Source organism: Peptoniphilus sp. DNF00840 (genome assembly GCF_001553125.1).
Lineage (GTDB): Bacteria > Bacillota > Clostridia > Tissierellales > Peptoniphilaceae > Peptoniphilus_A > Peptoniphilus_A vaginalis.
Genome location: NZ_KQ960218.1, coordinates 41840 through 55121 on the forward strand (window position 1 = coordinate 41840; position 13282 = coordinate 55121).

15 protein-coding genes and 1 riboswitch are annotated in these 13282 nt (G+C 37.1%); of the genes, 6 read left to right on the top strand and 9 right to left on the bottom strand.

Annotated features, from left to right (window positions below; genetic code table 11):
- Positions 1-3 precede the first annotated feature (3 nt).
- From HMPREF1864_RS05475 to pyrB, 9 genes are all read right to left on the bottom strand, one after another.
- Positions 4-960 (bottom strand): threonine ammonia-lyase, encoded by a 957-nt coding sequence (locus HMPREF1864_RS05475; RefSeq protein WP_062571830.1) that lies wholly within the window; start codon positions 958-960, stop codon positions 4-6.
- A gap of 179 nt (positions 961-1139) precedes the next feature.
- Positions 1140-2537 (bottom strand): amidohydrolase, encoded by a 1398-nt coding sequence (locus HMPREF1864_RS05480; protein WP_062571831.1) that lies wholly within the window; start codon positions 2535-2537, stop codon positions 1140-1142.
- 98 nt (positions 2538-2635) lie between these two features.
- Positions 2636-3559 carry a glutaminase A gene (gene glsA / locus HMPREF1864_RS05485; RefSeq protein WP_062571832.1) on the bottom strand — a complete coding sequence of 308 codons (924 nt, stop codon included), beginning with the start codon at positions 3557-3559 and terminating at the stop codon, positions 2636-2638.
- Between the two features lie 2 nt (positions 3560-3561).
- A complete protein-coding gene (locus tag HMPREF1864_RS05490; protein WP_062571833.1) occupies positions 3562-4269 on the bottom strand; it encodes a hypothetical protein in 708 nt (235 codons plus the stop codon).
- Between the two features lie 2 nt (positions 4270-4271).
- Positions 4272-4997, bottom strand: coding sequence for a DUF5058 family protein (locus HMPREF1864_RS05495; RefSeq protein WP_062571834.1), 726 nt, complete (start codon positions 4995-4997; stop codon positions 4272-4274).
- Between the two features lie 274 nt (positions 4998-5271).
- On the bottom strand, positions 5272-6177 hold the full coding sequence (locus tag HMPREF1864_RS05500; protein ID WP_082718924.1) for a dihydroorotate dehydrogenase: 906 nt from the start codon (positions 6175-6177) through the stop codon (positions 5272-5274).
- Positions 6167-6868 carry a dihydroorotate dehydrogenase electron transfer subunit gene (locus tag HMPREF1864_RS05505; protein ID WP_062571835.1) on the bottom strand — a complete coding sequence of 234 codons (702 nt, stop codon included), beginning with the start codon at positions 6866-6868 and terminating at the stop codon, positions 6167-6169. The genes HMPREF1864_RS05500 and HMPREF1864_RS05505 overlap by 11 nt, the downstream gene beginning before the upstream one ends.
- 1 nt (position 6869) lies before the next feature.
- A complete protein-coding gene (locus HMPREF1864_RS05510) occupies positions 6870-7301 on the bottom strand; it encodes an aspartate carbamoyltransferase regulatory subunit (protein WP_062571836.1) in 432 nt (143 codons plus the stop codon).
- A complete protein-coding gene (pyrB, locus tag HMPREF1864_RS05515) occupies positions 7298-8209 on the bottom strand; it encodes an aspartate carbamoyltransferase (protein ID WP_062571837.1) in 912 nt (303 codons plus the stop codon). The genes HMPREF1864_RS05510 and pyrB overlap by 4 nt, the downstream gene beginning before the upstream one ends.
- Positions 8210-8323: 114 nt before the next feature.
- On the opposite strand from pyrB, the gene HMPREF1864_RS05520 reads away from it, so the two are divergent.
- From HMPREF1864_RS05520 to HMPREF1864_RS05545, 6 genes are all read left to right on the top strand, one after another.
- Positions 8324-8860, top strand: a complete 537-nt coding sequence (locus HMPREF1864_RS05520; protein ID WP_062571838.1) for a guanylate kinase — start codon at positions 8324-8326, stop codon at positions 8858-8860.
- Between the two features lie 55 nt (positions 8861-8915).
- A riboswitch (FMN riboswitch) is annotated at positions 8916-9028 on the top strand.
- Positions 9029-9076: 48 nt separating this feature from the next.
- On the top strand, positions 9077-10192 hold the full coding sequence (ribD, locus tag HMPREF1864_RS05525; protein ID WP_062571839.1) for a bifunctional diaminohydroxyphosphoribosylaminopyrimidine deaminase/5-amino-6-(5-phosphoribosylamino)uracil reductase RibD: 1116 nt from the start codon (positions 9077-9079) through the stop codon (positions 10190-10192).
- Complete coding sequence (ribE, locus tag HMPREF1864_RS05530; protein WP_082718925.1) at positions 10185-10829, top strand: riboflavin synthase; 645 nt, start codon at positions 10185-10187, stop codon at positions 10827-10829. The genes ribD and ribE (HMPREF1864_RS05530) overlap by 8 nt, the downstream gene beginning before the upstream one ends.
- A gap of 15 nt (positions 10830-10844) precedes the next feature.
- Positions 10845-12056 (top strand): bifunctional 3,4-dihydroxy-2-butanone-4-phosphate synthase/GTP cyclohydrolase II, encoded by a 1212-nt coding sequence (locus HMPREF1864_RS05535; RefSeq protein ID WP_062571840.1) that lies wholly within the window; start codon positions 10845-10847, stop codon positions 12054-12056.
- Positions 12057-12108: 52 nt separating this feature from the next.
- Positions 12109-12576 carry a 6,7-dimethyl-8-ribityllumazine synthase gene (gene ribE / locus HMPREF1864_RS05540; protein WP_062571841.1) on the top strand — a complete coding sequence of 156 codons (468 nt, stop codon included), beginning with the start codon at positions 12109-12111 and terminating at the stop codon, positions 12574-12576.
- Positions 12569-13243, top strand: a complete 675-nt coding sequence (locus HMPREF1864_RS05545; protein ID WP_082718926.1) for an HAD family hydrolase — start codon at positions 12569-12571, stop codon at positions 13241-13243. Before ribE (HMPREF1864_RS05540) ends, HMPREF1864_RS05545 begins: the two co-directional genes overlap by 8 nt.
- Positions 13244-13282 lie beyond the last annotated feature (39 nt).

The window sequence follows — 13282 nt, forward strand, 5'->3', positions numbered from 1 at the left end:
TCCCTAAGAATTTATTATTTCTTCAATTGCTCTGCCTTCTACATTACCACCTGTTATTATGAGAACTAATTTGTCCTTGTCATCATAATCTATTTTGCCTTCTAAGATTGCACCAAGACCTATTGCAGAAGATGGCTCAACAATTAATTTCTCTTTATTATACAATAAATCCAAAGCTTTTTTAATATTTTTATCTTGGCAAGTTACAATGTCATCAACAAGATCTCTTACAATTGGAAAAACATGATCTCCAGGTTTAACAGAAAGAAGTCCATCAGCAAGAGTTGCTCCCCTCTTTACTTGACTTGGCTCACCTTCTTTGAGTGATAAAGTATATCTTGCAACATTTTCTGGCTCAACTCCAATGACCTTGGATCCTTTTGAAACTCCCTTAGTGTACATGGCAATGCCAGAGATTAGTCCGCCACCACCAATAGGAACAATCATCTTCAAGTTGTCCATCTTGTCTAAGACTTCCACTGCAATAGTTCCTTGACCTTCAGAAACATCTAAGTCATCATAAGGATGAATGAAAGTCATTCCTTCCTTTTCAGAAATTTCCTTTGCAACTTCAAATCTTGTTTCAACGCTTGTGATTACAATTTCTGCACCAAGATCTTTTATCATTTGTCTCTTGGCTTCAGTAGAAGTGTCTGATAGGACAATCTTAGCTGGAATCCCTAACATTTTTGCACAAGTTGCAATTCCCTTGCCGTGATTACCACTAGAAGCTGTGACAACACCCTTTTTTAATTCTTCTTCAGAAAGTTTTCTAATTTTATTTAGAGCACCTCTTATCTTGAAGGAATTTGTCTTTTGCATATTTTCAAGTTTTGCATAAATAGATGTGCCAAGCATTTCAGAAATATAATTAAGTCTTACTAGAGGAGTTTCATAAATAAAGTCCCCTATTCTTTCTCTCGCCTTTATAGTTTCCTTGTATCCATTTTTATAATCCATTTTTTCTCCTTTAAAAAAAATTAAATATACTGTAACCTTTTTTGATATTATAATACGATAAAGTGAGTTTGTAAAATGATATTGACCTTTGAAAAACAAAAGAATTCATTGTAGAAAAATTTTGAAAAGCAAATTAAAAAAGGCCTCCTAAGAGACCTCTAACAATTTATTTTATTAACTTACATCCTTGGCCTTGCTCCATCAGGTAGTGGTGATATGAATTTTTCTCCACGCACCTTTATAAATTCTTCGTGAGCCTTCTTAACAAGTTCAGGTTTTTCTATAAAGCTTCTTGCAGCTCTTGACATTACATTAGATGCCTTTAACATTCCCTTCATAGCCATAGAGGACTTACCTTGAGCAACTTCTTGCCAAGAGTGAGCTGTTGTTCCTATTGCAAAGCAAGCTGTAATAATTTGAGCAGTTGGCACAACATTAGAGCAGTCACCAACATCTGATGATCCCATTCCCAACTCATCGGAATGCTTGTAGTCCAAAATCTTATCATAAAGGATGTGATCCTTTAGGTAGGCTAACTCATCAACCTTGTCAACTGCATAGACAAGAGTTTGTTCACTTTCAATATTTTCTTCTGGGAAAGTAGCCCTAAAGTTCTCTGCATATTTTAATTCTTCTTCTGTAAAGTCAATTGGTCCCTCTTCCAAGAAGGCCTTGTAAAGTTCTTCTTCAATTACAGGATTTGGAATTACATTGGAACAAGCCTTATCAAAAATTATTTCTGGCTCAGTTTCAGTCATTAGTCCTGCACCTTCAACAATTTTTTCAAATCTCTTGTAAAGTCTATTAACGTGTTCTGTGTCCTTTGATCTGATTAGGTAAAGTCCTTCAGCATAAGGTTGAACAACATTAGGTGATGCTGATCCCGGATCAATGATTGAGTAGTGAATCCTTTCGAAGTCTTGCATGTGTTCCCTTAAGAATTGAACTCCAATATTAACTAACTCTAGTCCATCAAGGGCAGATCTTCCTAAGTGAGGAGATGCTGCTGCATGAGCTCCCTTACCTCTAAACCTAACATAAACTTGCTTATTAGCTTGAAGAGATCCTGTGAAAATTGCATTGGCGTTAAAGGGGTGCCATGCAATGACAATATCTGCTACATCAAAGCAACCTGCCTTTGCCATAAAGGCCTTACCACTTCCACCTTCTTCTGCTGGACATCCAAAGTAAACTACCTTGCCCTCTAGGTTGTTTTCATCCATGTAGTCCTTTAACTTTAAGGCTGCACCTATTGATGCAGTACCTAAGAGGTGGTGACCACAACCATGTCCACAAGCTCCAACAACTTTTTCCTTCCTTTCAGACAAGTCCTCAACTTGTGAAAGTCCAGATAGGGCATCAAACTCGCCTAAGAAACCAACTGTTACTCCCTTGCCTCTTTCATATTCAGCAGAAAAAGCTGTTGGAAGATCAGCCAAATTATCATTTATTTTAAAACCATGCTTTTTTAAAATTTCTTTTTGAGCTTCAATGGACTTAAATTCTTTCCATTTAATTTCAGCATATTCCCAAATATTTTTTGCAAGGTCTATTAGCTCTTTATTGTATTTATCCATATCCTTCTCCTTAAAATTTTATCTATGAATTCATCAATCTTTCTTCTTTATAATTTATAAACTCTTGAACTTTTTCAAGCAAAGAAAAATTAAAAAGTTTAATAAAAGTTTAAATCCAATTCCATAGAAATTTTTTCTAGCATCTTAAGACCTGCAACAGAATTTCCAAAGGAGTCGAGTCCTGGGCAAAATGTACAGATGCCAATTTCTTTGTTTGTAGTTGCCATTATGCCTCCGCCTACTCCACTCTTAGCAGGTAGCCCAATATCTATTGCGAAGTCACCGGAATAGTTATAGGTTCCACAAATCGCCATTAGTGTTCTAAGAATTCTTGCATTCCCCTTCTTAATTATTTGCTCTCCTTCTAAATTTTTCCCATCTTTAGAAATCATAGAAGCAAAGGCTGCAAGGTCTCTAGTGTTAACCATAATACTGCAAGCAAGATTGTATAAGTTTATAACATCTTCTACAGAAGTGTACCTATCAATAGTCCCATGTTTTTTTAGAATCCAAGCAAGGGCAAGGTTATTCTCTCCACCTGTTCTTGCTGTATCAAGTAGGGTTTGACTGTAGTCTAAGCTCTCATCTTCCATTACTAATCTTGCTCTTTTCATTAAGACTTCAACAGACTTATCCTTAAACTTTTTATAAATTAAGTAGGCTGATGTAATTGCTCCTGCATTTATAAAGGGGTTAACAGGTTTACCCCCCTCTGCCTCCAAGTCCAATATAGAATTGTAGGCCTTTGAGGATCCTTCAAGTCTCATATACTCTTTGATTTCAGAAAGTTCATAATTTTCTAGAACAATTTCAAAGAGCAGTACTTTTACAATTGACATAATTGCAAATTCTTCACGTGACCTCCCTGCTTCATAAACCTTTCCATCTTTGTCAATGATGCAAGCACCGAGAGCATTTTTATCTGCATCTTTTAAAATTTCTATATAGTCTACAAGCTTTCCTTGGCTTGTAAAATTTTTTCCATAATCAATTACTGATTCTAAAAATTTATCCAAATTCATAATTAATCCTTTTTTTCTAACTTAACTATGCCTGACTTGTAATAAGCGTAAGCAATTAGTAAAGTTACTCCAAGCATAATGAGCATAGCGTAACCTTCTTTGCCTGCAATTGGCATCACTAGGAAGTTAAAGGCATAAACTATAATAAGAGATGTTATAGCTATAAGAGGCTTTCTTGGTGCCTTGTATTTTGAACCAGCTCCTCTTGATATAAAGGCAGAAATTCCCATTGACCCATATAGGGCTGGAAGGATGTAGTTGGTTGCAATAGCAACACTTTCTGTTTGAAGAATTGGTTTTAATGGTGCCAAAAGAATTACACCAAGAACTACTGTTATCATAGAAACCATTCCTGAAACTGTAACTGCTATCATTCCCATAACGTCAGCTTCTTCTGTACCTGGAGTTGCATCTACAGTTGCAATAGCTGATAGGTAGCAAGGAAATTTGATGTTCATAACATTACCAAGAATTGAATTTAGATAACAAGTTGTACCACCAATTGGAATCATTGAAAGTTGTTCTGCCAAGGCTGTCGGTACAAAAAGTGCCATTAGCGGACCAGCAACAGATGCTATAAGAGACCACTCAGGCCACATTCCATAAATTGTACACATTACTGCAGGAATACCTAGCATAAGAGCCATTGCTATTAGGGTTTCAATGATTCCATATCTATAAGTATTTTTCATATAATTTGACATTTGCATAATTAACCTCCTATTCCCATATTAGTGAAAATAACTGATGCTGCCATTGCTCCAACAAGGGCAAAGGACATTGTAAAATCGTTTAACCAAGTGACTTTGTACTTTGTCGCAATCTTTGAACAAATAACTGTTATCAACATACTAACTATAATTGTAAGCAAGTGAATAGTTGACTTAACTGATTGAACTGGTACGAATACTGACATCATACCAACTACAAGAACAGATAATGCAAGATCACCAAAAGGAGTATCCTTTTCTCCAGCCTTAAGTACACCTGTGTGAACTCTTTTTAATGCAACAATGTTAAAAACCATACCTGCCATAATGGCGATACTCATTACAAACATTATTGCTCCAATAACTTCAGGAGTTCCATTAGATAAGAAATCTTCAAAGCCTTCAAAGCCTGCTCCCTTAACTGATAAGTCAGCTGCCATAAGTTCGTAAGGAAGTGATCCTACTACTGAAAGTCTAAACCATGGCCAAGGTACTCCAAGGATTGGTGCAAGTGTAATAAGACCTATAATGATGGAAACTGATGGAACAATTGAAAATATTATTGAAGTTCTTATTACTGATTTGATTTTGTCCTTACCAATATTAAGCTCTCCTGCTCTTCTTATTGCCCTTTTGCAAAAAAAGATACACATTCCAAAAATAATTGCAAGTGATATACCTACTAGTAGGTATAGGGGTTTTGAATTTAGAATACTTAATAAATCCATAAACTCATCTCCTTATAAAAAATTTTTATTAGATTAGTAAGTATCCTAGTATGTAAGGTTTTTATACTGACTTAATATACTATTATTATATCCAACTTCGTGCTTAAAGTTAAACAATATTTTAGTAAAATAATTTATTGCATTAGTAAGTTGAGATTAATAAAAATTTTGTTTGCACCTAGCTAGCATTAATTTTGAAAAAATTTTTTTAAAACTTATGAAGAATAAAAAAGAACTCCCTACTCAGGAGTCCTCGAATCAAAATTTGTAATCTTTAAACTAATTTTTTTATAAAGTCCTTTACGTTTTTATTTTTTTCTTCCAAATACCTTTCAAGGTCAGAGATAATTTCTGCTCCTCCCTTTGGATTCATAAAGTTATAGGTTCCAACTTCTACTGCTGTGGCTCCTGCCATTAAGAATTCTAAGACATCTTTGTAGTTAGATATGCCTCCCATACCAATTATTGGAATGTCTACATTTTTTGCAACTTGGTGGAGGATCCTTAAAGCAATTGGTTTTACTGCTGGACCTGATAGGCCTGCGTAAGTATTCTTAAAGGGAATTTCTCCTCTGTCTAAATCAATTGCCATGCCGAGAATTGTATTTATAAGAGAAAGTCCTGCCGCACCTTCAGCTTCCACTGCCTTGGCTATGCCAACAATGTCGCCTGCGTTTGGAGAAAGCTTTACAAAAACTTTTTTGTTTGTCACCTTCATCACTTCTCTTACAACTTTTGCAGCAGAGTCCTTGTCCATACCAAAGGCCATGCCACCTTCCTTGACGTTGGGACAAGAAATATTTAATTCAATGGCAGCGAAGTCATAGTCATTTAAAATTTCTGCTGACTCAATGTACTCTTCAATAGTATTGCCACCAAGGTTGACGAAGACTTCTGTCCCAAGTTTATTCATGTCATGGATTTTTGTTTTTACAAATTCTTCAACTCCTGGGTTCTCAAGTCCTATTGAGTTTAAAATTCCTGATGGAGTTTCCCAAATTCTTATGCCTTCATTTCCCTTCTTGGGATGTCTTGTGATCCCCTTGGAAGAAATCCCTCCAAGAATCTTCGGGTCGTAAAAGTCCTTGAACTCTTCTCCAAATCCATAGGTACCACTTGCCATTATTATTGGATTTTTTAATTTTATTCCTGCTAAATCTATTTCAGTCCTAGAAGTCAAGTAGATCACTCCCCTTAAATACTGGCCCTTCCTTGCAAGATCTTCTTCTGCCCTTTTTTGTGTCACAAGAACATGATAGGCAGGCACCTACGCCACATCCCATTCTCTTTTCAAGAGACACATAGGTCCTTATGTCATGAGCTTTTGCAAGTTCAACAACTTTTTTCATCATAATTTCTGGCCCACAAGTGTAAATTAGGTCGTGGTTTTGGAAATCAATTATATCTGTTATGAAGCCGCCTTTTTTTATTTTTATGTCGCAGCTAATATCTTTAAAGGCATTTTCAAGTTCAAGCTCTTCTCTTTCTCCAATGTAGAGGATGATTTTTGAATTTGCTTTAAGTTTTTGAATTTCCTTAATTAGATAGTGAAAGGGTGCAAGACCAACTCCACCACCTACTAGGGCAACTTCATCTACGTTGGCGTAGAAGGCATTGCCAAAGGGACCAAATAATTTTATCTCGTCGCCTGCTTGCAATTTTTCAAGTATCTTTGTCCCCTCTCCTCTCTTTTCAATTAGAAAGTCAACTCCATCAGTGAAGTCATAGACAGAAATTGGCCTCGAAAGAGTTGGATAAGACTCCCATGCCCTTAACATAAAAAATTGTCCTGGATAAACTTTTACATCTAGGTCTGTCCTAAGTATGAAGTAGTCCTTACACACCTCAATGTTTTCTATTACCTTCGCCATATCATTCTCCGTATGTGGTTACTGTGTCGCAATATTCGCACTTGTACTCCTTCTTGTCCCTGTTGTAGAGGAAGAACTTGTGACCTGGCACTTCTCTTTCAGAGTTTGCTATGCATCTTGGGTTCTTGCAAGTCAATACACCTTCAACAAGCTCTGGCATTTCCATGCGAATTTTTTTCACCCTCTCCCCATCTTCAATGAAGTTTACTGTTGTGTGAGGAGCAATTAGTCCTAGGACTGTGAAGTCCAAGTTGTAATCTGTTTCTATCTTTATTAGGTCCTTCTTTCCCATTGAAGTTGAAAAAATATTTTGCATAAGTACAACTGTATCTGTGACCTTATCAAGTTCAAGTGCCTTATAGAGAACGTGAGCCCTGCCTGCTTCTATGTGGTCGAGTACAATTCCCTTTTTTATTTTTGAAACATTTATCATTTTGTAGCCTCCAAAAGTTTCATAATCAAAGCCATCCTGCCGTACATTCCAAATTTTGTTTGCTCAAAGTAAACTGCACGAGGGTCTTTATCCACTTCTGGTGCAATCTCATTTACTCTTGGTAGAGGATGAAGGATTATCATATCTTCCTTAGCATTTTTTAATTTTTCTTCATTTAAGATGTAGTAGTCCTTTAACCTTTCATACTCATCAGAGGAAACAAATCTTTCCTTTTGAACCCTTGACATATAGAGGACGTCTAAGTCATCAATCACGCTTACAAGGTCCCTAGTCTCAATGTAGTTTTCCTCGTCTATAAAGTTCTTAAAGGGATCTGGCATCTTGAGCTCCTCTGGCGAAATAAAAATAAATTTTACATTTTCATAGCGATTAAGGGCTCTTACAAGAGAGTGAATTGTCCTTCCAAATTTTAAGTCACCACAAAGTCCTATAGTTAAATTGTCAAAGGATTTTTTGTAGTGCCTTATTGTTATTAAGTCTGCAAGAGTTTGAGTTGGGTGAAAGTGTCCCCCGTCTCCTGCATTTATAATCGGCATTGTCTTAACGACCTTTGATGCCATAAGGGCTGCCCCTTCTTTGGGGTGACGCATAGCACAAATGTCCGCATAATTTTCTATAACCCTAATGGTATCAAGTAGGGTCTCTCCCTTTGATGATGAGCTTACACCTGCGTCAGAAAATCCAATTACTCGTCCTCCCAATCTTAGCATAGCTGTCTCAAAGGATAGTCTAGTCCTAGTGGAAGGCTCAAAAAAAAGACTAGCCAATAACTTATTGTCGCAAACGTGAGAATAATCATCTGGATTTGCGATAATGTTATCAACTAGTCTAAAAATTTCTTCGTACTCTTCAGTTGTAAAATCTAGTGGCTCAATTAAATGTTTCATCCTAACCTCCATCTAATATTTTATCTTTTCCATATTACTTCAAATTTTTAAAATTGTAAAGCATAATAGAAAAAATATGTTATACTTTAATAAATTAAATTTTAAGGAGCAATTATGATTTATTTAATACTAGGACACTCTGGTTCAGGCAAGTCTACTATAAGGAATGCCTTGACCTCACACGGAATCGAAAAAATTATTACTTACACTACAAGAAAACCAAGAATCTCTGAAGTGGATGGCATGGATTATAACTTCATCGACTCAGAGCTTTTTAAGAAGATGGACAAGGAGAATTTATTTATTGGGACAACTTGCTACGTTGGCAACTACTACTCAACCTTAAAGGAAGACCTTGAAAAGAATAACAACAAGCACAAGGACTGCGTTATTGTTGTTGACAAGGAAGGCGTCATAGCTATTAAAAAAGAATTTGAAAATGCAAAATCAATTTACCTAAAGTGCTCAAGGGATACTTTGAGGGATAGGATGATAAAGAGGCACGACAGTGCAAATGATATAGAAAAGAGACTTGATGTCTTAGAAGACCTTGACCCCTACGCTGACTATATCATTGATGCCGACAGGGACATAGACTCTGTCTTTGAGGATGTCATCACCTTAATAAAAAAGATCAAAGAGGGAAAATGATTTGCTTTTTCTTGACAATTTAATTTCTAGTGTTATTATAAATTCATAAGTTAATAAAACTCTTCAGGGCGAGGTGCAATTCCTCACCGGCGGTAAAAGTCCGCGAGCGAAAGCTGAATTGGTGCAATTCCAATACCGACAGTATAGTCTGGATGAAAGAAGATAAATTTTAAATTTTTTGAGCCCTGCATGGGCTCTTTTTTTATAGGTGATTTAATGTATTTAGAAGATTTTAACGATATCTTTTACATGGAACGTGCCCTTGAAATTGCAAGAGAGGGAACTGGCAAGACAAAGACCAACCCCCTTGTTGGCTGCGTAATTGTAAAAGATGACAAGATAATTGGTCAAGGCGCCCACCTAAAATTTGGCGAAAACCATGCAGAAGTAAATGCCATCTTAGATGCAAAATCTCGTGGCGAAGACATAAGAGGCGCAACCCTCTATGTCAATCTCGAGCCCTGCTCCCACTATGGCAAGACTCCTCCCTGTGCTGAGAAAATTGTAAAGGAAGGAATAAGAAGAGTTGTCATAGGAACATCTGACCCCTTTGAAAAAGTTTCTGGCAGGGGAATAAAAATTTTGGAAGATGCAGGTATCTCTGTTACAGAAGGTCTTTGCGAAGAAGAATGTTTAAACCTAAATGAAAGCTTCTTCGCTTACTTAAAAAACAAGAGACCCTTTGTGGTCCTAAAGGCTGGCATATCTCTTGACGGAAAAATTGCAACAGAGTCTGGCGAGTCCAAGTGGATTACATCAGAATTTTCACGAGCTCAGGGTCATGAACTAAGGGGACAACTTGATGCAATAATGGTGGGAATAGGAACAGTCCTTGCAGATGACCCAAGCCTTAACACCCGTCACGGCAAATATAAAAACAATCCCATAAGGATCATCACAGATTCAAGCTTGAAGATCCCCCTTGATGCAAAAGTCCTAAGCGATGACTTAGATTCGATCGCAATAATAGCAACAACAGAAAACTGCGACAAGGATAAGCTAGAAAAATTAAAGGCAATGAAAAATGTTGAAGTCATAATTTGTAAGAACAAGGACAAGAGGGTTGACCTCAAAGACCTTATGGAAAAATTAAAGGACTACGACATCTCCTCCATCATACTTGAAGGTGGAAGGACCTTAAATGCTGAAATGCTAAAAAATAACTTAGTTGATAAATTTTACTTCTTCATTGCCCCAATCTTACTTGGGTCCAAGGGGATACCTGCCATAGGCGACCTTGAAATTGATGAGCTCAAAAATGCAATTAGGATAAAGGATATGAAGTGCGAAAAATTATTTGATGACATACTTGTCACTGGAAGGTGTGATTAAAATTTTCACAGGAATTATAGAAGAAATTGGCAGCCTATCTGATATTAAAAGAGAACGCGACCTCTACAGCTTGAGAGTTTCCTGCAAAAAAGTTTTGGAGGGAACAAATGTGGGTGACTCTATTGCAACTAATGGCGTTTGCCTTACAGTAACAGAATTAGGCGATGACTTTTACAAGGCTGATGTAATGGTGGAAACTATAAAGTCCACAACTTTTAAAAATTTAAAAAGAGGCGAAAGGCTAAATCTTGAAAGAGCCCTAAGCCCTTCAAAGAGACTTGACGGTCACATAGTACAAGGTCACGTTGATGGAATTGGAGAAATAATTTCTATCCTCAACCACGGAAATGAAATTGTCTACAGGATAAAGTTTGACTCCGATAATTTTAAGTACATTACCCCCAAGGGGTCCATTGCCCTTGATGGAATAAGTCTTACTGTCTCAAAGGTTGGAGAAAAATATTTTGAAGTTTCAATTATTCCGACAACTATTAGGAACACCAATCTTATAAATAAAAAAGTGGGAGATATGATTAATATTGAGACCGACATCATTGGCCGCTATGTCTACAATTTTGTAAATGCAAAAAGTGAAAGCAAAATTACTGAATCATTTTTACTAGAAAATGGATTTTAATTGAGAGGAGATAAAATGAAAGTTAATTCTATTGAAGAAGTTGTTGAAGCTCTTAAAAAGGGCGAAATCATTATAGTAACTGACGAACCAGATAGAGAAAACGAAGGTGATATGATTCAGGCAGCAGAGTTCGCCACTGGTGAAAGTCTAAACACCATGGCTTCCCTTGCAAAGGGTCTAATCTGTATGCCAATGTCTAGGACATACGCAGAAAAATTAAAATTAAATCAAATGGTTGCAGACAACACAGACAACCACGAAACTGCCTTCACAGTTTCAGTTGACCACGTAGACACAACTACGGGGATTTCAGCTTGGGAAAGAGCTTTAACTGCCAACAAGCTTGTAGAAGATGATGCAAAGCCAGAGGACTTTAGAAGACCTGGTCACATGTTCCCCCTTGTTGCAAAAAAAGATGGAATCTTTGTAAGACGTGGCCACACTGAAGCAACTGTTGACCTTCTTAAAATTGCTGGACTTAAGGAAGTTGGACTTTGCTGTGAAATCATGCAAGACGATGGCCACATGATGCGTGGCGAAGACCTCTTTAAACTTTCCCAAGAACTTGGTATGAAGATTACAACAACTGAAGAGTTACTTCTTTATAGGAAGAGACACGAAAAAATTGTAGAAAAAGTTGCTGAGGCAAAACTTCCAACAAAGTTTGGCGACTTTAGAGCACATGCCTACATTGACAAGGTAACTGGCGAACACCACATAGCCCTTGTCAAAGGAGAAATTGGCGACGGAATGGACGTACTCACAAGAGTTCACTCTGAATGTCTAACAGGTGACTGCTTTGGCTCATCAAGATGCGACTGCGGAAACCAACTTCACCTTGCCATGAATCAAATCGACAAGGAAGGAAGGGGCATCCTCCTCTACATGCGTCAAGAAGGTCGTGGAATTGGACTTGTAAATAAAATCAAAGCCTATGCCCTTCAAGACCAAGGAATGGATACAGTTGAAGCAAACTTGGCTCTAGGTTTCCCAGAAGACGCAAGAGATTATGCAACTGGCGCACAAATCCTACAAGACCTTGGAGTTAAAGAGCTAAGACTCCTTACAAACAATCCAGACAAGGTTTATTCACTTCAAGAATTTGGCATGAAGATAAAGGAAAGAGTTCCAATAGAAATTCACTCAACAAAACACGACGAGTTCTATTTGAGGACTAAGGCAGAAAAGATGAACCACATCTTGTCAGAATTTAGTAATAATAAATAGGTTAGTAAATTAATTACATTTAATAAAATTTTAAAATAAAATTGGAGGAAAAATGAAAGTTTACAGTGCAAATTTACAATCACAAGGAAAGAAATACGCAATAGTTTTAGCAAGATTTAACGAGTTTATAGTTTCAAAATTGTTAGATGGCTGCCTCGACGGACTTAAAAGGCATGGAGTTAAAGAGGAAGAAATCGAAGTGATTTGGGTGCCAGGATCCTTTGAAATCCCCCTAGCTGCCAAAGCCCTTGCGCAAACAAAAAAATACGATGCAGTCATTGCCCTAGGCGCAGTTATAAGAGGAGCAACAACTCACTACGAACTTGTATCAGCCGAAGTTGCCAAGGGAATTGCATCATCTTCACTTGAAACTGGAGTGCCAATTATCTTTGGAGTTATCACAACAGAAAATATTGAACAAGCAATTGAAAGAGCAGGAACAAAGGCTGGCAACAAGGGCTTCGATGCTGCCACAGCTGCTATTGAAATGGCAAACCTTCTAGGTGAGATCCGTGGATAAGAATTCTATAAGGGAGGACCTCAAAAATGTCAAAAGCATAATTTTTGACTTTGACGGAACCCTTCACAACACCATAAAAATTTACTACCCAGCCTTCTCTGAAGGAGTAAAAATTTTAAAGGAGCATGGATATGCCAAGGACTTTGAACTTTCTGAAGACAATGTAAAAAGATTTTTAGGTGAAAGACCGAACTTTGCCTACGACCTATTAGCAAAAGATGCTGACGATGACTTCAAGAAAAAAGTCATGACCCTTGTTGGTCAAAAGATGGATGAAAATATAAAAAATAGGGTTGGCAAGCTCTATGATGGAACAGAAGAAGTCTTGCAAAAACTTTCAAAGTCCTACGACCTCTACATCCTTTCCAACTGTCGTGAGTCCTACCTGGACCAAGCCCTTGATATATACGGCATAAAAAAATATTTCAAAAAATACTACGCAGCAGAAACTTTTGACTTCATACCTAAGGACGAAATCATTAAGCAGGAAAGGAAAAATATTAGAGAAGAAATTATCTTTGTTGGCGACAGACACCACGACATGGAGGCAGCCCGCAAAAATAATTTGAGGAGCATCTTCTGCACCTATGGCTTCGGACCAGAAGAAGAAGGCAAAGATGCAACTTATAAAATTAATTCCATAAAAGAAATTTTACAAATCCTATAGTTCATTTAAAGAAAAAATAGGTCATAAAACAAAATCGAA

What these genes read in the sequence shown, in the direction of transcription:
- HMPREF1864_RS05490 (WP_062571833.1), bottom strand. Translation starts at nt 4,269, where the DNA reads ATGCAAATGTCAAATTATATGAAAAATACTTATAGATATGGAATCATT.
- glsA (WP_062571832.1), bottom strand. Translation starts at nt 3,559, where the DNA reads ATGAATTTGGATAAATTTTTAGAATCAGTAATTGATTATGGAAAAAAT.
- HMPREF1864_RS05535 (WP_062571840.1), top strand. Translation starts at nt 10,845, where the DNA reads ATGAAAGTTAATTCTATTGAAGAAGTTGTTGAAGCTCTTAAAAAGGGC.
- HMPREF1864_RS05510 (WP_062571836.1), bottom strand. Translation starts at nt 7,301, where the DNA reads ATGATAAATGTTTCAAAAATAAAAAAGGGAATTGTACTCGACCACATA.
- pyrB (WP_062571837.1), bottom strand. Translation starts at nt 8,209, where the DNA reads ATGAAACATTTAATTGAGCCACTAGATTTTACAACTGAAGAGTACGAA.
- HMPREF1864_RS05495 (WP_062571834.1), bottom strand. Translation starts at nt 4,997, where the DNA reads ATGGATTTATTAAGTATTCTAAATTCAAAACCCCTATACCTACTAGTA.
- ribE (WP_062571841.1), top strand. Translation starts at nt 12,109, where the DNA reads ATGAAAGTTTACAGTGCAAATTTACAATCACAAGGAAAGAAATACGCA.
- HMPREF1864_RS05475 (WP_062571830.1), bottom strand. Translation starts at nt 960, where the DNA reads ATGGATTATAAAAATGGATACAAGGAAACTATAAAGGCGAGAGAAAGA.
- HMPREF1864_RS05480 (WP_062571831.1), bottom strand. Translation starts at nt 2,537, where the DNA reads ATGGATAAATACAATAAAGAGCTAATAGACCTTGCAAAAAATATTTGG.
- HMPREF1864_RS05520 (WP_062571838.1), top strand. Translation starts at nt 8,324, where the DNA reads ATGATTTATTTAATACTAGGACACTCTGGTTCAGGCAAGTCTACTATA.
- HMPREF1864_RS05505 (WP_062571835.1), bottom strand. Translation starts at nt 6,868, where the DNA reads ATGGCGAAGGTAATAGAAAACATTGAGGTGTGTAAGGACTACTTCATA.
- ribD (WP_062571839.1), top strand. Translation starts at nt 9,077, where the DNA reads ATGTATTTAGAAGATTTTAACGATATCTTTTACATGGAACGTGCCCTT.